At 45.4% G+C, this 20,908-nt stretch carries 11 protein-coding genes; 1 reads left to right on the forward strand and 10 read right to left on the reverse strand.

What is annotated here, in order from left to right; genetic code table 11:
• Positions 1–2: 2 nt before the first annotated feature.
• The 6 genes from IEY67_RS04795 to IEY67_RS04820 form a co-directional block, all read right to left on the reverse strand.
• Entirely contained in the window at positions 3–3,047 is a 3,045-nt protein-coding gene (locus tag IEY67_RS04795) for a glycoside hydrolase domain-containing protein (protein WP_183669477.1), read from the reverse strand.
• A gap of 20 nt (positions 3,048–3,067) precedes the next feature.
• The gene (locus tag IEY67_RS04800; protein WP_183669475.1) at positions 3,068–4,576 is read right to left on the reverse strand and encodes an endo-alpha-N-acetylgalactosaminidase family protein; all 1,509 of its coding nucleotides are present in this window, start codon (positions 4,574–4,576) and stop codon (positions 3,068–3,070) included.
• A 94-nt stretch (positions 4,577–4,670) separates the two neighbouring features.
• Positions 4,671–5,159: a DUF5018-related domain-containing protein gene (locus IEY67_RS04805; protein ID WP_183669473.1), complete on the reverse strand. Its 489-nt coding sequence runs from the start codon at positions 5,157–5,159 to the stop codon at positions 4,671–4,673.
• Between the two features lie 30 nt (positions 5,160–5,189).
• Positions 5,190–7,049, reverse strand: coding sequence for a RagB/SusD family nutrient uptake outer membrane protein (locus IEY67_RS04810; protein WP_183669471.1), 1,860 nt, complete (start codon positions 7,047–7,049; stop codon positions 5,190–5,192).
• A gap of 22 nt (positions 7,050–7,071) precedes the next feature.
• Complete coding sequence (locus IEY67_RS04815; RefSeq protein ID WP_229800957.1) at positions 7,072–10,440, reverse strand: TonB-dependent receptor; 3,369 nt, start codon at positions 10,438–10,440, stop codon at positions 7,072–7,074.
• Between the two features lie 212 nt (positions 10,441–10,652).
• Complete coding sequence (locus IEY67_RS04820) at positions 10,653–11,537, reverse strand: FecR family protein (protein WP_122374279.1); 885 nt, start codon at positions 11,535–11,537, stop codon at positions 10,653–10,655.
• A gap of 660 nt (positions 11,538–12,197) precedes the next feature.
• On the opposite strand from IEY67_RS04820, the gene IEY67_RS04825 reads away from it, so the two are divergent.
• Positions 12,198–12,758 carry an RNA polymerase sigma factor gene (locus IEY67_RS04825; RefSeq protein ID WP_183669466.1) on the forward strand — a complete coding sequence of 187 codons (561 nt, stop codon included), beginning with the start codon at positions 12,198–12,200 and terminating at the stop codon, positions 12,756–12,758.
• A gap of 652 nt (positions 12,759–13,410) precedes the next feature.
• On the opposite strand, the gene IEY67_RS04830 is transcribed toward IEY67_RS04825, so the two are convergent.
• From IEY67_RS04830 to IEY67_RS04845, 4 genes are all read right to left on the reverse strand, one after another.
• On the reverse strand, positions 13,411–15,066 hold the full coding sequence (locus IEY67_RS04830; RefSeq protein ID WP_183669464.1) for a glycoside hydrolase family protein: 1,656 nt from the start codon (positions 15,064–15,066) through the stop codon (positions 13,411–13,413).
• A 197-nt stretch (positions 15,067–15,263) separates the two neighbouring features.
• The gene (locus IEY67_RS04835) at positions 15,264–17,123 is read right to left on the reverse strand and encodes an FAD-dependent oxidoreductase (protein WP_183669462.1); all 1,860 of its coding nucleotides are present in this window, start codon (positions 17,121–17,123) and stop codon (positions 15,264–15,266) included.
• A 16-nt stretch (positions 17,124–17,139) separates the two neighbouring features.
• Positions 17,140–19,047 carry an FAD-dependent oxidoreductase gene (locus tag IEY67_RS04840; RefSeq protein ID WP_183669460.1) on the reverse strand — a complete coding sequence of 636 codons (1,908 nt, stop codon included), beginning with the start codon at positions 19,045–19,047 and terminating at the stop codon, positions 17,140–17,142.
• A 158-nt stretch (positions 19,048–19,205) separates the two neighbouring features.
• A complete protein-coding gene (locus IEY67_RS04845; RefSeq protein WP_122352384.1) occupies positions 19,206–20,906 on the reverse strand; it encodes a RagB/SusD family nutrient uptake outer membrane protein in 1,701 nt (566 codons plus the stop codon).
• Between the last annotated feature and the right edge of the window lie 2 nt (positions 20,907–20,908).

Here is a 20,908-nt window from a genome sequence, read left to right on the forward strand (position 1 = left end):
GTCTAAATTTCAGATACAATGATCAGCCATCCGTGTTTCGGATCGACCGGGATCAGATCGGCTGGCGTAAACTCCTGTGCTTCCTGAAAGTCGGTAACAGCCGGAGCCTGCATACGGACAGACGACGGATTCAGACCTAATTGCTTCCAGTCGATATTCAGTTTAACCTCTTTCTTTGCTCCGGAATAGTTACCGATCGAGAGAAGCGTTTTGCCTTTATTCACGTACGCCGTTACTTTCACCTCTTTATCCGAAGTGGTTACAGCTGGATTCTTTTCCCAAAAACCGATCATCTGTGCATCCATGATCCCGAAGTCATCCCATAACCTCCAGATATACCGAGGATCGCAGGATACCCCTTCCGTCAGCCAGGGTTGACGAACGGTCATGCCGTACTGCATGCCCAGCCATTTATTACCGCCGCCATGCAACATATCCCCCATCAGACCGAACGGGATACCGGAGACTTCCACCAGCCAGTTTGCCGGAGACATCTCGTCATACATAAAGCTTTCGCCGAACCAAACCTTATCCACATAAGGGAAATATTCCGCATACTGGGTAGCCGGTCCGCGTGAGAAACCAGTATTTGAATGCAGGTCGATGATACAACCCGGCTTCACTTCTTCCATCGCATGACGCATCCGTTTCAGCATATCGCGACCGAAAGCGACATCATCCAGGTACAGCCCGTCGATACCGGTATGCTCCACCAGCCAGGCTAGTCCTTCCACATAATAATTATACCAGCGGGAATCGCCCGTTGCTGTCAGGACGGAAGCATCGGCTGCCACGCCCAGCTGCTGGTCTTCCAGATGCTGATACCATTGAGGAGTATAATCGGTTACATAATGCTCCCGGCACCAGGGGAAACCGCCACCGTTACCACCTTGCAGTATCTCGTCTCCCAGACTGCGTAAGGCCCATATCTCAGGGACTACATTCGTCAGTTCACGGATCGTATAATAAAGTTTCACCTTACAACCTTTGCCGTGCCATTCATCCACAAAGTCTTTTATCTTGTCGGCCGTAATGAACGGATAGTTGATGAACGGGTTCAGCGCGTTGGCATGGTGTACGTTGATGATCTTAATACCGGCGTCGAGGTTCTCCTGTCCCGGGGTAGGTGCTCCGCCGTTATGGTAATAACGGTCGGTAAACTGGCTATGGCTATTCACTTTCTTTACCGGGGTGATCAATAAGGCAAAATCGAACGTCAGGTTCTCGCCGGCTTTGAGGGTACGCTCGCCGCTGTATGCAGTAGCCGTTGTCCGGTTTCCGCTACGGTTGATGCGGAAACCACCCTTGCCGTTGTTATACCAGCTTTCGGGATAAGCAGGACGATAGAGGTTCAGCAAAGGGCCGGTATAACTCGCTCCGCGTAATTCGCAATGAATACCGGCTTTTTCGGAACCACACCAGAAACTGTCGAAAGGCCATAACCAGGAAGTACTTTTGGAGGTAGGGATAGATACGGCGTAATCATGTACCGTCTTTCCCTGTGTCTCCCAGCCTCCGGAATAGTTGGCAGGGGTCTCCTGTCCGGGTAGGCCCAATCCCATAAAATAAGGGGCTGCTTCGCTTTTCATCGGTATCTCCAGCCGGATATCTTCGATCTGTAAATCCTTTTTGGGAGTGACGGAATAAACGTAGTTGATCCAGCCGTCAAACTCCATCGTACCGTTGCAGGTCAGTGTCAGATCATCGTCTTCAGCTTTCCAGCTACCCGACATTTTTCCTTCGGATTGCCCGGTCAGGTCGACGGTTCCGTTCAGTTTCTTTTCTCCCGAAGAAGTACGGATGATAAAGCGTACGGGAGAAGCCAGCAGTTCATGCCCCCAGGAGTCGACAGAGGTCGGCAGGGCGGTCTGCATATCGAGCGATACCGTACGCCCCAGACAGGAAATACGATTGTCGGACAGAGACATATCGGTATATCCCTCTGTCGGTTTGTCACTGATTCCTCGGGTAGAATTGAGCCAGCGCAGGCGGCTATGACGCCAGAGTTCGTTATCTCCGCGGTCTGCCAGCATTTTACCGGACACTTTCAATTCGATATCCACAGGGACAGCATATCCTGTTTCGTCTGAAACAACAATAACGCCTTTATAAGTGCCGCCGGGTTGGTCTGCTTTCAGATCCACCCCGAACCACAACGGCTGGACCGCATCGGGTGCTACGCTCACCTTTTTGGTAAAAGGTTTTCCCAACGGATTCACTCCGTTTATATTAAAACAGGTAATAGCTTCCGCCGGGATCACATTGTTTCCGCTTTTTAGGCCGGATGTTTCATAAGTAATGCTTTTCAGTTCCTGGTTTCCCGCCCATATACCCAACTGGAACGCATAATATTCGTTGGGCATGGCAGCTCCTTTAAACAAAGAACGGTCCTGACCTTGCAGCCATTTGTAAGGTACATTCGTTTTCATCCGCACAGGGAAAGAACGATCCTCCGGAAAGACCAGGAAACGGCCGGGATTGGCTTGCCTGTATTGCTCTTTCTCGCCTGCTGAGGCCGTTACTTCCATCGGGAAGAAGCTGTCGAACTGCGTACGCGATTCCACGCGGGCGATCGTAGCTTCCGGAAACTGTCCGGCAGAAGAGGCGGACGATGTAGCAGACAGCCATTGCCGGTCAGGTGCATCTTCCTTCGGATAGTATCCCCGGTGATAGTTCCCCCAGCCTTCCTGTACGCGGTAAGGCAGATAATAGAAGAAATAGGTTCCCTTCCTGCTGACGGGACCGAACAAGAGTTCACATTGTTCATTATCCACTCTCAGCCGTTGGATATTGGGGATCGTATCCCCTGTCTCCGCATCGATTATCAGAAAACAGCGATCCTCCACCTCTTTATCCGGACGCCGCCAGTCGAAAGAAAGTCTGACGGCATCGGCCGGGGCGGCAACGGTCAATACTGCACGGTGATTACCCAGAGCCTCGTTCCACGGAGTCTCCGCTACGGCATAAGAATATGGAGCCTGAACGGTATTCCCACCACAGGAAAATCCGAGACAGGCAAATAAGATAGACAGTAATATATGTTTCATGTTATTAGAATTTTAATAGGCTAAAAACCTGATTTATGACATCCGGTAGAAGGAAACACAGAGACAGCCTCATCCGGTTCGAGCGACAGGCGGACAGATCCGTCAGTGCAGACCTCGCTGGTTTTATAAAAGATACCGGAAGGCGTTATCTTATAAATATCCACGCTGTGTACGTCCGACCAGTCGGGTGGCAACTGCCAGGATTTACCGGAGTAGCCTTTTACGGAATAGGCCATATACTCACGACCGTCACGCCAGAGAACCGGTATAAAAAGATCGTCCTTATCCCTCAACAAACGTTTGTGATGAATGATAGTCGAATCCTTAAGCGAAGCGGTCAGGTCATCGTTATAATAAACGACACGATTCTCGCCTTTCCCTGTCAGTTTTTCCGGTTTGTAACGGTTCAGATAGACGTAAGGTAACGTTCCCGTATAAAACTGGTAACGGTATTTATCTATCCAGTTGACGTCAGGTAAAGAACCGTTTTCCAGATTACCGAAGCAATCTTCGCCACGTCCGCTCATACCGAAAAGGAAACCCAGCTGGAGCTGTTCTTTCGTCAGGTCCGGGAATTGTTTGGCAAAGAGATAAGATGCACCGCCGGTTGTCAGATAAGCGGGATATTTCATATAGTCTGCTTCGGTCGCTTCAAACCACAGATACCAGGGAGTCAGCCCGATGAACAGGTCTTTGCCTTCCCGCAAGCGGTTAAAACTTTCGTGAGTGACGTCGATACCTTTTCCCCTGAAATAACGGAATATTCTTCGCTGATAGCTCTCTTCCTCTTCCCACGAGATCTTTTTATACGGGTTGTCCCGCACGAAGAAAGCATCGATCATGATCGAACCGGCCTCCCCGATACAAGGCAGTAATTCCAGTAAGGCATCGATCCGCCTGACAGCATAGCCGCTCTCCCACTCGTTTTTATAACAGATCTGGTAGGCTTTACGGTTGTTCCATACGCCGATCTGCATCGGTGTCCCGTCGGTATTCCGGGAGATAAAACCCTTGGAGAGGTATTCATCCCAAAGCGGACTGTCATCATAAGCGTCCGTCATATTCACATGGACACTGATACAGGTACTATATTTCCTTGCCTCTTTAGCCAGCCAGAGCAAAGATTCCCGCCCGGTAGCATCGCATTCCCTTTTCAGTGCGTTATTCACTTCAAACCAGGCCGGATATTTATCGTCGTGCCCGTTATATTGCCATCCTACCAGGTAAAGCGTCTTCGGGAGTCCCCGTGTGACAGCATCCATCTGTTTTACCAGGGACAGGACCTGTTCAAAGGTATAACAAATAACCGGATTGCCTTTCTCATCCGGATAAGACAACATGATCTTCATCAGCTGCATCTGATGATAGGCATGCATATAAGGCTGTTCGGGACGCATCGTTTTCGTCCAGTCATATTTCTCTCCGGAGATATTCCGCCACGATTCCGGGGAAGTGCCCTGGGAGAATAAAGAATGCGTGGCCAACAAAAAGGCTAAACACAATAATCCGAAATGAGTTTTCTTCTTCATATTCATTCTACATTAGTTGATAGAGAAAAGGCTGTCCGTCCCCATACAGGTAGCGGACAGCCTCAGGATTTCAGATCTAAGGGTATAAATATAGTTACTTATTCAATGCAGTAACCTGGATTGTCCAATCTTTTTTCGTACCGTTGGCAGCTGTCACCAGATACCTGCGTGTGGCAGAAAAATCACCGGGTGTACCTAATGTCGGGGCACCGTCCTGCGGAGCAATAACTGCCGCAGTGGAAAGGTTGAACTTTCCGACCAGGTTAGTCAGGGTAACCGTATTACGGATCGCTTCCGTAAAAGGACCGTCGGCTGGAGGTACCGTGACCGTACAGGTGATCGTACCGGTTTCGGCGTTGATAACCTTATCGGATACAGTCAGAGTGACTACTTTCACGATCGGTTCTCCGTTGATCCATTCATCTGTCGTATCTTTATAACGAAAGTCGAACTTCACATCCGTGATATTGGCCTCTTCAAAAGCAGGCAGATCATCCAGGTTGCCTTTCAGACAGGAAGAACATACCAGGACAAACATTAACAACAGACTACTCTTCATCAGTTTTATCATATTCTTTTTCATACTTCATTTGTATTAATGATTAATCATCTATTACCAACCCGGATTCTGAGGACCTAAATTAGCGTTACGGTCGATCTGTCCCTGTGGGATAGGAAGGAGATAACGACGGTCTTCACGGAACTCGCGGATATCATTGTCACCATGAGTCACCTTACCAACATAGAATGATTTACGGTCATTCTTAATTTCAACATAAGTCGGTATTTCTGTAAATCCGGCAATCTTACCACCCGGTGCCACACCGTTATTGGCATATCCTCCGTGTTTACCCCAACGTAGCAGGGTCCAGTAATAATCGTTTTCCATCGTCAACTCACAACGGCGTTCCTGTTTGTAGAACTTCCAGGCCTCTTCCAGGCTATTCACCTGTTTAGCCGGTAATTTACCATGAACGGTACGGGTCTGGTTGCAGATAGCTACAGCATCGGCATAGTTGCCCTCTCCCATTCCTGCCAGCCACAAGATGGCCTCGGCTTTGTTCAGCAGGACGCGACCATAACGAGTTACCACATAATGGTAATTAGTCGGGGTTCCGGCCAGAACACGAGGTTCAACATTATACACGCCTTTACGCCAGTAATAATTGGTCAATCCCATATGAGGCCCTAAACCACCGTTCACCTTACGCCACAAGTTACCATTCACAGTCAAATGGATATCTTCATTCCACCAGGTCGTCCCATCGTACACGAAAGTATCATAGAAACGGGCATCACGGTTGCTATACATAAGCTCGTTGATAAGCTTATCACCTTTCGTATTTCCATAAAACAATACTTCTGCCTTTTCCTGATCGATCGCCCAATCAGGAGCTGAACCCTGAACAAGCGTCACATTATTTTTGAACTGGGTCGATTCGTTCCAAACCACCCCCTGTCCGGTCGCTTCATCGATAACATCATAGCCATCCACCAAATTTTGTGTAGGAGCCCACCATAACCAACCGATAAAGGGTTGTCCGCCATTTGTCTGGAACAACGGACCACAGCCATTCTTTACAAGGTTGTCATTATTGGTATTAGGCATCACATTCTGTAACGGTGCTATGGCATCCGTATTCGTATTAGCTTTATCCCGGTAGATAGCAAAAATAATCTCACTGGAATAAGGATCTTTTTCATTGAAGATATTTCCGTAACTGGTTCCTAAAGAAGCACCTTCCACAGCATCAGCTGCAGCAATGGAGGCTTTCAGCCATTCCTTCTTTTTTGCAGCGTCCGCTTCGTAAGCGGCAGCCTGCAACGCTATTTCCGACTTAAAGGCATAAGCCATATTACGAGACAATTCCCCTGCTTTTACAGAAGTAGGTAAATCAGGAATAGCAGCATCCAGATCGTTCAAGATATAAGTATAACTTTCCGTTGTTGTTTTTGTAGTAGGCATCATCATTCCATTACTAGCCGTATCAGCCGGAGCCAATACGCGATCGACCCATACAAAACGTCCCATCGTACGAGCCTGACGGTAATAGAGCAATGCACGTAATAACTTGCCTTTCGCTATCAGATCTTTAGAATCTGCATCCGAAAGACCTTGCCCTGTATATTCAGTCGCTTTCTCGATAATCAGATTGCAACGGCGAATATTCCCGAAGTCCCCTAATCCTCCATCACCACTGTACCGGTCCATCTGTTCACGAACGAAACCTATTCCTCCGTTGGAATGAACAGCATTACCTGTACGTTCTTCCCAAGTTGTCTGGTTTCCGTTCACATAACCATACATCACATTACTTATCGTTCCCGTAACAAAAGCATCGGCTGTCGATTTAGATCCCCATACGGTTGCTTCATCATACGTTTCAAAGGGTTGAGTATCCAACACATTACAAGAAGCAACTCCCAGTAAAAGCGATAAGGATACCAATGATACTATATTCTTTAGTTTCATAAGTCTATTCTTTATTTAATGATTAAAATCCAAGGTTCAAACTAATGGCATATACACGTTGCATCGGATAATCATAGTTGTTTGTACTACCATTTTCCGGGTCAAAGCCATATTTCGTAGCAGGTGAAATCGTAAATAAATTCTGACCACTCAACACTACCTGACATTTATAAAGCCATTTGATGTTCTTCAACAATACTGAACGAAAATCATAACCCAACTGAAGCGATTTCAAACGGATATAACGTCCGTTGACCAACCAGAAGTCGGAGGTAACATAGTTATTATTTCCATTCACACTCGAGTTCATCGCTATTCTCGGAAATTTAGCATTCGTATTATCCGGCATCCAATAATCCAGCTGATAAGGATACACCATAGTATAACCACCGGTTGATTGTCCGCGTACCACATCTTCAATATACATGTCACGTGAAGTTGCTCCCTGGAATAAGATATTGGCAGAAAATCCCTTCCAGGAAAGATTGGCATATATACCATAGTTGCCGCGCGGAAAACTGTTTTTCCCGATACGCCACTGGTCGGCACCGTCAATGAATCCGTCACCATTCATATCTTTATAAATGATATCACCGGCAACCAGATTGGAAGAACCGTCGCGACGGGGTAAATTCAATGTCTGATCAGAGTTCTGGTAATATCCCTGGTTCGTATAACCCGTACCATAATATCCGGTCTGCTGAACAGCTCTCAGATAGGGATTCTTCTGATTTGCCAGGTCTTCGTCCCAGGCAACGGCTACCAACTGATCGAAATAAGTAAAGTTAGCACCTACCTCATAATTGAAATCACCCGCATGGTCTTTCCAGGAAAGATTAAATTCATAACCGGCACGGCGGTGTTCGCCATTAGACTTCACTTTCGGAAGAGATAATCCCAACGGATCTGCATAGCCGACATTAGAAGGTGATGTTAGAAAACCTGTCGTTTTCATATAAAAATAGTCAAAGCTACCAGACAGACGTTCTCCCAATGTATTAAAGTCGAAACCAATATCAGTAGAGTTAATCGTATACCAGGTTATATCGTCACTGATCAAATCTCCCTCACTGAAAGTCGGAACAATTTTACCATCCAATACATAACCGCGTTCTGTCAAACCATAAGATGTCAAATAGCTAAACCGGCTTACATCTGCCATCCCGACCTGGCCATAACTGGCACGAAGTTTCAGGAAATTCAATATATTACGTTCTTTCAACGGCCTGAAAAAACTCTCTTCCGATACAGCCCAGGCTGCAGATCCGGAAAAGAAATTACCCCAGCGGCGATCTTTCGGAAACAAGTCACTGCCATCATGGCGTAAAGAACCTTCTATATAATATTTTTTCTTATAATTATAAGAAGCCCTGGCCACCAAGCCGGCACTTCCTCTTTCCCATTCATTACCACCGTTTTCCATTGTATCAGAAGGTCCGGCCCCCATCTGGTCGATCATAAAAACATAATTTTTACGTTTGGCATCGAAACCTCGTCCAAAAGCGTAACTTTGCTCATATCCCAATGTGGCTGACACGTTATGCGTTTCGTCCAAAAAGGAACGATTGTAATCTACAAAGTACTGCATTGTCCACATACGATTGTTGGAAGTTGTATATTGCAAGCTAACAGGAAAATCCGGCCCTTTATTTCCCTCTAAATCATATTGGGGAGCAGTCTTGTTCCATTCTTTGGTATCATACATTCCAAAACGGTAATTACCTCCCACTTTTACCTTCAATCCTTCCACACCGTATACATTCCATTCGGCATTAAAAAGACCGGTAATCATCTTGTTATCAAACTTAAAATAACCGGATTCAGAAGAGACTTCAGCAACGGGATTGTCGTACCCTACATAGATCTGTCCGTCTTTATTATATGCTAATCCCATAGGTCCCTGATTCTGGATGTGTCCCCAGGTTTGCCAGTAGCCGGTTGAATATTGGGAACGTGGAGTTTGCATAGTCGAAATATAACCATCCAAACCAAACGTCAGTTTCAATCCCAGATCCTTAAACTCCGATACTTCATTCATTCTGACATTGTATCTTTTAAACCATTCCGTATCGGCTTTGTACATCGACTTCTGGTCGTATGCCTGAAAAGAAACATAATACTTATTAAATTCCGAACCACCACGTACTGCCAGCGAATGCTTAGTTTCCGGAGTTAAATTACGCAGCATGATCTTTTGCCAGTCCGTATTCGGATAATTATACGGATCAGATCCCGTACGGTATTTTTCGATTTCCTCATCTGTCCAGCGAGGTTCCAAACCATACAGATTACGTACAGTATTATCGAATGATGCCCGTTCGTATGAATCCAGTTTCTTTTCCAAATAAGTCGGTTCACTCCAACTCTGGTTAAAACTATAATCTACACGAAGACCTTTCAAACCATTCTTCGTCTTCACCACCAATACGCCATTTCCGGCACGTTGTCCGTATACGGCAGCAGCAGCGGCATCTTTCAAAATAGACATTGATTCGATATCGTCTGAGTTTAAATTAACAAAGTCATTATACTCTGAAACAAATCCATCGATAACAACAATAGGCGTTCCGCCACCACGAATAGAAACCGTGGATTGTTTATTCAAACCACCACCGGCTGAAGTAACGATCAAACCTGTAGCACGCCCCGCCAACGCATCTGTTACGTTAGCTACCGGTACGTTTTTCATTTTCTCAGCATTCACAGTCGAAACCGCTGAAGTAAGATTACGTTTTGAGTTGGTACCGTAACCGATCACAACGACTTCTTCCAGTGCTTTCGAGTCTTCCTTTAGTGTGATATTCAATGTTGTTTTATTACCTACAACCACTTCCTGTGTTGTGTAACCGATAAAAGAGACGACTAAAACCGGAGACTTTAGATCTCTCAGATCCAGGGAGAATTTTCCGTTCATATCGGTCGTTGTACCTATACCTGCCTGATCTTTTACCAGGACATTGGCACCGATAACTGGCTCGCCGAAGTCGTCGAGAATCGTTCCGGTAACAATCGTATTAGGTTGTGACTGTTGCTTTACTTCTTCTTTCTTAAATAAAACGATATGTCTGTCCGTTATTTTGTATCCCAACGATTTGTTACGGAGCAATACTTCCAATACTTCATCTATGGATTTGTTCTTCAGATCGACGGAGACTTTCTCATCCAGGTTCACCTCATTCAGTTTATACACGAAGGTAAACTCTGACTGGCTCTCTATGGAATTTAACACCTGAAGGATCGTTCCATTCATTTCAAGGTTCAATTTTGTTACCTGGGAATAGGATAATGCGGCTGTGGCTTCCCATAAACAAACAAAGAGGAACAATAAGGCTAATTTCGTTACTTTTAAAACTTGATTGCGTGTCTTATGAGAAATATTTCCCTCATTCATAGAGCTTTTTGCCCCATGAAACACTCTAATTAAATGTTTATTCATACATTTGCAAAATCTAGTTGATTATTTATGGCAATTGGTAGTTGCCTTTTACTTAAATGATCTGCGCTTAGAGCATAAATTGGGGATGTTGGTAGCATTCCCAATTTTTTTAACTGTTTTACGTACTGTTCATGGTCTTCAATTAATTTTTAAGGTTCAACAATCGTTTATCTGATATACACATCCCTATCCTTTATCTCAAATTTATATCTCATCGAGATTTGAAGGATAGACAATATTTCCTCCAGCGACTCCTTATGCGTAAATTGTGCCGTCAGGAATACATCTTTCATTGATTCGTTTTTCAAATGAAACTTCACACTAAAAGAACGTTCCAGTACACTGAGGATTTCTCCGAATGTGATTTTTTCGAAAAAGAAGTCACCTGTCATCCACGAAGTATAGGAAGAGGTCCTTACCGGACGTACTTCGATACTTCCACTCTGCTTATCGAACAGGGCCTGTTCACCCGGAATCAAAATCTCATCGGGTGTCGGGGTACTGTTTGTATCAGTATATAATGCAACCGAGCCTTTAACCAGCGTCGTTTCGATCAAATCCGAATCCGGATCTGCCCAGATATTGAATTCTGTTCCCAGAACTCTCACATGCATGCCCTCCAGGTTTACAATAAAAGGTTTCTCTTTATTCTCGGTTACATCAAAGAACGCTTCACCCGTCAACTCAATCTGCCTTGTTTTACTATCAAACACTTCAGGATACCGGATATGTGAATTTCCATTCAGCCAGACAACGGTACTATCCGGCAACAAAACCTGTGTCTTTGAACCTATCATGGAAGTAACCTCCAGATAAGCCAACGGCCTCGGTTCCGTATACATCTTATATAAGAAAGAAGAAACGACCAGCAAGGCAACCGAAGCAGCGATCGATGCATATTTCCAGACGGAAGAAACACCCATTATGATCGTATCCGAATTCATTACCCGCTGCCATAGTCTATCGTAGACAACATCCGGTTCTGTTTTAACCGGTTTAAACCGAATGCGTCCTATAATCTCTTCGTCTCTTCTATTTTTTATATCCGACATCTTTTTTTATTATGATAATTATCCTGTTCACTTATATAGATGACAGCTTCCGGAAAAAACCCTAATAAAGAATTTCATTTTTAACATTTTAATGAAAGGGGCAGAAAATTATATATACGGATATACACCTTTCGGCTTTTTTATATATATTTGTTTCGTGCTTAAAAAGCAAAGCGTTGCGGCACATTCACATGTTAAAAACATAAGCGTTAATGATATTATCCTAAATACGAAATCTAGACAATTTCATAGTAACCGGGTAGTAGACAACAAACGCTCATGTTCTTTATCTTGTTATATACGTACGTATACCCATGGGTGTACCTATATATCAAATAAAGAGCGTGGGTATGTTGTTTGTATCGGTTACTAAGGTAGTCTAGAACCTCGTATTTAGGTACATTCAGCAGTTCCCACGCTTTCTTTATGTTCAATCCGGACAGGGAATTTTCGGATAAGCAAATAGGTCTACCTTATGAAAAGCAAACGTCCATCATTGATTCATCCTATATATCCATTTGATTTACAGGAACATTACTCTGCCATTTATTTTATTAAAAACACAGAGAACAAACTGCACGTAAAAGAAAAGCCGTATATTTACTCCTGTAAAAACTGCTTTTTCCTTAGTATCGAGATAAACCACTGAACGCAGTACGTATGAAATTCAAAATGAGCGGATACACGAAATCATCCTTGATTGATAAAATCACCAAGGGAGACGAAAAAGCCTTTCGTCTGCTTTTTGACATGTACTATCAGCAGTTGTTCCATCAAGCTTTTTATTACCTGTCATCCAAGGAACAAGCTGAAGAAGCGGTATCCGACGTATTCTTTATTATATGGAAGAAAAGAGAGACGCTGGATAAAATAGAAAATATTGAAAGCTACCTGTATACCTCCGTAAAACATCAGGCATTACATTATATCCGCCGGACGAACGAGCCGGAAAAAGCTCCGTTGGATCTGTACCATATCGAAGTGATACCGGACAACAATAATCCTGAATCCAAACTACTGGATGAGGAACAACGGGAACTGATACAAAAAGCGATCAACTCTTTACCGGAAAAGTGCAGGGAAGTATTCAGATTGTTTCTTTCCGATAAACTTAAACAGAAAGAAATCGCCACTTTGCTGGAAATATCACAAAAAACAGTGGAAGCCCATATTGCTACCGGCTATAAGAAAATACATGCTTATCTGAAGAAAAGGTATTGACTCATGAAATATAATATACATACAACTCTCATTCATTCCGACAGGCAAAATGTCAAATGTGTCAAAATGCTATTTCAACCTATGTCTGGAGCGATTATACCAGCAAGGGATGGAACTGATGAATTTTACTGTATTCTCCGAGGGTTTAGGTTTATCAAACAGGATGCTTTATGACAAAATAACAGAACAGATAGATAACATTTACCCCTATATTATATCCATTTATTTTACAAATCAGATATTTCCATTACTTATAACGCTCTATTTTCTAACTTTTTCACAGACACTCCAGAGATAAATACTGCTAGAAAACATACTATTCAAGCTAAAAAAAGCATCAGTCTATCCTTCGCGCAACCACTTTTAACACTTTTTTCGTCTTAAACGAATCACCTACTCATTTAAAATGAAAAAAAATTCGTTTTAAACGAACTGACTATTTTTCCAAAATTTGTTTTAGAAAACGATTCCGGGGTATATTTGTTAATTATTGTAACAAAAAAAATGTCTAAAAGCACTCTTCCGGAAGATCACCCGTTACCCATTCAGCAATATATCAGACATATTAATACAGAAATAGGAAATACGAAATCATTTTGCCAAGATCAATTTTCAGTAAACAGAATAACCTATGGCTATATTCAAAATAAACTCATTCAACCGGGGTAGTCTGAAAAGTGAAAGTGGATACGACATCGTCCGACGTACGGATAGTCAGGACAAAATCGTATGCTTTTCCTTTCTCAAACTTTATTTTAGGGGTTAGTGTCACATTTGTTTTGCCATAAGGGGACAGAGAGGTCAGTTTTGTTTGCCCGATCTCCTTCCTGTTTCCATCCTGAAGCTGTTCCAGTTTCAGAACGGCAGGTCCGGAAGCTACCTGACCAAAATTCTCCACCACTACATGTATATCCTGACTGTCAGAAGCAAATACCGGCAGACGGGCAGAAAGGATCGGGTCGTTATAGCTGATCCAGGGCAAACGGGCATATCCGTAAAGTAATTTACCGGAAGTCGTTTTTCCCAATAATTTTGGGGCGAACTCTTCGGCCGTTATGCCGTTACCCTTTGCATCGAAAGTGACGATCAGGTCTTTCCCGTCATTCTTCGTGCTCTGCACCCGGCAACCTCTGCCATGATTGACCTCGGTAGATGCGCCGAAACGCAAAGAAGCCAAGTCGATATCCGTCTGTGGGTTAAAACCTTCCTCGGCAGTGATCTTTACACGGATCGTTTTTGTTTTATCCGTAACGGGAGCAGCATCGAGAACGGTCAGCAACAGACCCGGATTCAACGGGATGCTTATATTCTTGGAACTATGATTGTCATTTGGCAAGTCTTCATTTTTCAAGGTATCGATCACAGCGAAATTAGCCTGAATGGCACGGCCGTATTTATCCTGCAATATCTTGATACGCTCGTACTTGAACCAATTTTCCACCTTACCGTCCTCATGTACGGATATGCCCGGTAGATAAGCTTCCCCCGGATCGGTTACCCAGTTCACACCGTCTTTTGAACGAAGATAAAAGGCGATACGGCCCAGCCAGTCGTTTACGATCAAGTGATACTGGATATGGTCGCGCCACACGACAGGATCTTCAAACTCACCCTTTACCGGAGGATATACCCGTTTATCCGTAATCTGGTTGTAAGGGGAAAGTCCGGTTTGGCTGATCCATACGCCCCCTCCCCGGCAGACCATCAGGTAAGAGCCGTCCTCACGCCGGGCGAATGTCAGGTTTGAAAGGCCCTCTATGATCCGGCGGTCGCGGTTGTCGAAATCAAACTTCTTACGGGTCCACGGACCGTTCAGGTCATCCGCCAGATAATAACCGTCGATGACATAGACGACCACACGCCCGTCTTTCAGGCGGAAGGCTTCCGGATTATGTCCCGGTCCGATCGTATCTTTGATGATGAAAGGGCCTGTCGAATTGTCGCATACAGCATGATAGACTGTCGAGTTAGGCCAGAACATATGCCCTTTCGGCGAGTTCTCCGGCCATCCGCAGACATACAGATGGTATTTGTTATCCTTCTCTTTCAGGATATTACCACCCCAATAGGAACGAACATTGTCTTCAATCCCGTTATCCACATAACGCGGAACCACTTCTTTGGCTCCCCAGACATCGGCACTCAGTTTTCCGGCAGGCATGGGAAGAAAGCGGTCTATGAACCGGGCACCTTCCACCAGGTTATCCCATTCGGCAGGACGCGGCCTTTCGGTTATCTGCGCAGTCAGACTTTGCGTTCCGATACAGAGAGCGGCAGATGTACACAATAATAAAGAATAGAGTTTCATAGTATTAATTATTAAGCTTTTAATACCTCAAATGTATAACTTTTATATATTGTATACAGCCGGTTATATGAAAAAAAACTACGCAAAGGTTTGCGTAGTTCCTTCTCCCGGTACACCTGAGACAGGTGAGCAGCATAACTAAGCCAGCCACCTGACAGAACTATATCAGGTGGCTGGGAATATATAGCTAAGAAATACTATTTGACAACCGGTTTCTCCTTCAATGTTCCTCCTTCATTATACGTTTGGTTATTAGGCAAACCTTTCTTTCCGGTACCGTCTTCCATCAGTTTCTTCAACTCATCCAAATGGGATTGATAGACGTTTCTGGGCTTGACACCATATTTCTTGCAGATAGAGGTAGCCATTCCGACCACTTCCCCCATCATTCCCGTTGTACGCATAACACGGACAGTTCCCAAAGCAACATGAGTCACGCTTATATTACGGCCTGCCATAAACAGATTGTCGATATTCCGGGAATACAGGCAGCGGTAAGGAATCGGATACGGATAAATATTGATGTGTTTGGCAATCGATTTGAATTCCTGCCCCGGGAAGTTCTTCGTGTTAGCGGGATCGGGATAGTGTAAATCGATACTCCAGGTCGTAGCGGCTGTCCCGTCTTCATGCATCACGTATTTACGGAGGTCGTCTTCCTTCAATATATAATCTCCCATCAGACGGCGGGACTCACGTTTGCCGGACACATAGGCGACCCAACCCAACTTACGGTTACGGTATTGGGAGTTATCCTTCATACGGTTCTTCAGGTAGTTCCAGTTGGAATATACGACCAATAATCCGTAATCACGTATGCGTTCGAAATCTTTTATCTGGTCATAATTCATTCCTGTCTCCCAGGTCCATTCTCCCATCATCACCTTTTCGCAATTCTCTTCGTTAAATTCCACACCGTAGTTGAAGTGAGAAAATGCAGAAGGCTTTTTATTATCGACCGAATACCATTGGACCGATGCACCCATTGTCATTTTATCCGGCTTCTCCGGTGCGGTATTTTCACCGAATTCTTCCCGGCTCTCACGACCCATACGATAATCGGCACCTGCCAGGTAACCGATCGTTCCGTCACCTGTACAATCCGAGAATAAAGGAGCCTTAAATTCGAGTTCTTTGCCGCTTTCAATATGTTTGGCCACGACCGAAGTAATATTATTGCCATCCTTCGCGACACCGATAGCACGATAATTGAGGAAAAGAGTTATATTCTTTTCGTTTGCCAGCCAGTCCAGCTTCTTCCGGTCTTCATAATAATCCGCCGGTTGTGCATTTCCTCCGCGGGTCGGTCCAAATTCTTTCTGCAGGTTTCCCAGTTCTTTGTAAGGACCTGCCTCGATACGGCCACCCAGATGTACACGTATCTCCGAACTGTTGTTACCTCCGACAACGGGACGGTCGTTGATCAACGCGACCTTGCATCCGAGCCGGGCAGCGGATACCGCCGCACTCATCCCTGCAATCCCGGCCCCTATGACAACCAGGTCATACTGTCCTGCGAGGGCAGGCGTATCAGGCAAACCCAATGCCTCGCGCCGGAAAGCTTCCAGCTCTTTTACATCTGAAGGCGGCACTTTCCCCTCTTCCGTCGTAAAATAGATTGCATCGCAACGGCCGTCGAAACCGGTCAGGTCCTGCAGCTTCAGGACAGTCTTCCGATCCTTGACGGATATTTTCCCGGCAACCTGCCACATCCAGGCTGAACCTTCGGCTCCCAGGGGAGAAATCAACTTTTTGTTTCCGACAGACAGACTGAACTTGCCGGGGCCTTCCCCGTCTTTCCAGGGAGAAGTCCAGTTATACGTCCGGACATAAGCATAATAGGTTCCTGTTTCAGGGAAAGTAACTTCCGTATAAGCATCCTCCACCGGTTCACCCATGCCATGTGCCAGCAGGTAAGGCGACCCCATCAGGTCCATGAACTGCTGGTCGACAACCCAACCGCCTTTATGGGTGAAGCTCTCGGCTTCGACGAACAGATCGGCGGCACGTATCGTTCCAAAACTCAATAATAAAAAGAATGTCAGTACTGTTTTCATGATACATATATTTACATTAGTCTAATTTATCAGCATCGGGAAAGCCGGGTTTACCCACACCCTGCCGCATCAACGTCTGCAAAGCCGGCAAATACATTTCATATATCCCTCTGGGATACGTGTCGAACTTTTTACACAACGAAGCCGCCATGCCAACCACTTCTCCCATCATTCCCCCGGTACGCATCACCCGTACCGTTCCGAGTGCGACATGAGTCACGCTTATATTCCGGCCTGCCATGAACAAATTTCCGACATTTCTCGAATACAGGCAACGGTACGGAACTGCATAGGGTTTTATCTCCTGCACATCACAATAGGACAGGAACGGTTCTTCGTCCATTCCCGCTATCGGTTTAGGATAATGCAGGTCTACTCCCCAGGTCGTCGTAAAGGTAGCATCTTCATAAGAAATATTCTCCAGCAAATCCTGTTCACGCAAAACGATATCTCCCAGCAAACGACGGGACTCACGTTTTCCGCCGATATAAGCGACCCATGCCAATTTCTTTCCGGCAAACTGTTCTTTCTTACTGCTTTGATTTTTCAGAAAGGCCCAATTACCATAAACGGCACGAAGGGCATGGTCCCTGATATATTCAATCTCCGTGATCTGATCTCTGTCGAGACCAGCTTCCCAATCCCAGTCGCCCCGCGTGGCGGGAACACAGGTTTCCTCTGTGAAGCGGATAGCCCACGGGCAATCAGGGAACCCGGAACGGTCAGGCGCATCCTCCGCATACCATTGCACAGACGTTCCCATGACCAACCGGTCGGCTTTTAAGGGAGCTCTGGGTTCACCCGTTTCATCCTTGCTTTCCCTGCCTACCCGATAATCGGCTCCGGCAAGGAATCCTACTTCACCATCCCCCGTACAATCAGCAAATAATCGTCCTCTAAAGATATATTCTTTTCCGGAAATAATGCTTTTCCCGATCACAAAAGTAATCCTATCCCCTTCTTTTCTAAGATCATACACCTGCATATTCAGGAATAAGCTGAGGTTTTCCTGCCCCTGCAACAAAGATTGCTTTTTCTCATCCTCATAATTTGTCGCCGGACCTGCATTATGGATTTTCTTTTCCGGGTGACGCTGTAAAATCTCCCGGATCTGTTTACTTCTTGCCGACGATGGGTCTTGTTTCGCTTCCCAGTCGTTCCAATGCCCCACAACGCCGAACTCATCAAGCAAATTGCCCAGGTTAGGGTACGGCTGGCTGGCAATCAGGCCGGAAAGACCGACACGGACTTCCGAGCTATTGTTCCCGCCCAACACCGGACGATTCTGTATCAATGCGACCTTACAACCCAGACGGGCAGCACTGAGAGCTGCACAGCATCCGGCCATACCGCCGCCAACGACAACCAGATCATATTCACCGGCCTCTTCCGGTTCAGCAGGCAACCCCGACATCTTCCGGCGAAAATCAGCCAATTCATTTCCTCCGTCCGGGGGTAGTAAATCCAGCGAAGATGTCAGAAAAACAGCGTCGCACCGGCCTTCAAAACCTGTCAGGTCATGAAGTTCCAGACTGTTTTCACCGACCTTCAGCAGAACTGTTCCTCCATCCTGCCAATGCCAGACCGCCTTTTCCGTCCCGAAGGTCGTACGCAAAGCTTTTCCATTCAACAGCACTTCAAAACGTCCCGGAGAACCGGGCTTATCCCATTGCTTCACCCAATCCCTGGTTCGTACCCAGACACGATACTCACCAGCCTCCCGGACCTGCAGGAGAGTCGAGGCATTTTCCACCGGGACTCCCATCCCGTGTGCCAGCAGATAGGGAGACCCCATTTGCCCCATAGACTGGTTATCCAGAACCCATCCGCCTTTTTTGTCAAAGCTTTCCGCTTCTATGAAAAGGTTATCCGCTTTTAAACAAGGAGAGAGTATCATGCATATTATAATCCACCATTGTTTCATAAAAATCGACATTTATTATTACTAAATAGCATAAGAAGACTATAAGATCAACTGTCCTTCTTCTTTCAATCTTTTCCTCAGATACGAAGTATCTATCAGGAAAGAAAAGGTATTTTATCTTCCTTTTACGAAAAATAAAATACCTTTTACCTTTCTGATCAATAATCCGGATTTTGTTTCATATTCGGATTGATCAGAATCTCAGTCGTAGGTATCGGCCACAAATACTGGCGATTGTCCCACTTCTTCTGTGCCACAACAGCAATCTTACCCGCTGCCTCTATTTTGGAAAAATCGGCCAGGCCATTCTCGTCGATCTCCGGAGCAAAAGGCCAGAACCAGTCACCCTGGCTGACTACTTTCTCTATCAGCAGTGAAGCCGGATAAAGCATCATATAGACCTTCTTGCTCATTACTTTATCCATCAGCTTCCAACGCATCAGGTCCATGTAACGAAGTCCTTCCTTGGCAAACTCCACCCGTCTTTCCATACGCAACTGAGACCTCAACGTATTCCGGTCGGTAGAAGTAAACGCCGGATATTGACCTACGGCAGATTTATCGACACCGTAGGCTCTTGCCCGAACTTCATTCATGGCATCCAGTACAGACTGATCGATCTGATTCAATTCGATCTTTGCTTCCGCATACATCAACAAGACATCCGCATAGCGAACGATTATCTTATCAGGATCAATATTATAAGCATTTTCCAGGCAACTTTCATCCATTCCCTTTTTCCATACCAGGCCATTGTAGGAAGCATACTGAGCGACTGCACGGCTATCGTTGTTCTTGATCATCGTACCTGTGTTATAATTCATTACTTCCAACGCTTCCGGATGGGGGTTGAACTCTATCCCCAGAAAAGTCTCACCAAACGGAACGATCGTCATGGACAAGCGGGGATCACGGTTCTTAAACGGGTCATGGGGATCGAACAACGGAGATTCATCAATCGGCAATCCGTCCGTACAGGTATACGAAGCGAACAATTCCCAGGTCGGATTCGGGACCGCATATCCGCCGGAATTCCGGGGCAACCAGCCTCTCACATTCATTACGACATTATATTCAACGGAACGGGGAATCAGGAAAACAGACTCTTCCGCATTTTTAGTACTTGTCAGGAATAAGTTCCTGTAATCTTTATGCAAAGAATACACTCCTAAATCCATAACAGCCTTCGTTGCAGCAACGACCACCTCGTAATCACCCATATAAAGTGCATACCTGGCCTTCATTGCCAGAGCCGCGCCTTTCGTGGCCCGCTGGACTCCGGAATAGGAAACGGGCAAGGTTTCCGCAGCGGTATCGAACTCGTCATACACAAATTGTTTTACAAGGGCAATATCCGTGCGTCCCATCGCCATCCCTTCCTCTATGTCGATATCGGTCTCTACCAGAGGGATATCTCCGAACTTCGAGGACAATTTCGCATAGGCACATGCCCTGTGAAAATGGGCTTCAGCAACAAAACCATTGATCTTCGATTCAGAAGCTCCGGCCTCGACGGCACGGTGTGCTTTCAGAATAACCCCGTTGGCACGGGAAACGACTTTATATTGTTTGGACCACAAGTCCGTCACCTTATCCGTCTGCCCGTTCAAGGTCGCATTCTGAAAAGGAGTCAGGGACTCGCGATAGATATTATCGTCAGACCAATCGGTATTACCCTCTTCATCCAACGGCCAGAATGCATCTCTATACAATTCGTTGACAGCCATTTCTATCTCTATCTCATTGGAATACCAGGTTTCTGTCGAACCATAAGACAACGGGTTCAAATCCAAATCATGGCAGGCAGTAAGCAGCGTGATACCGCTGAATAAGCAAACTATTATATTATTTCGTTTCATGG

It is taken from the genome of Parabacteroides faecis, from assembly GCF_014647375.1.
Classification (GTDB): Bacteria; Bacteroidota; Bacteroidia; order Bacteroidales; family Tannerellaceae; genus Parabacteroides; species Parabacteroides faecis.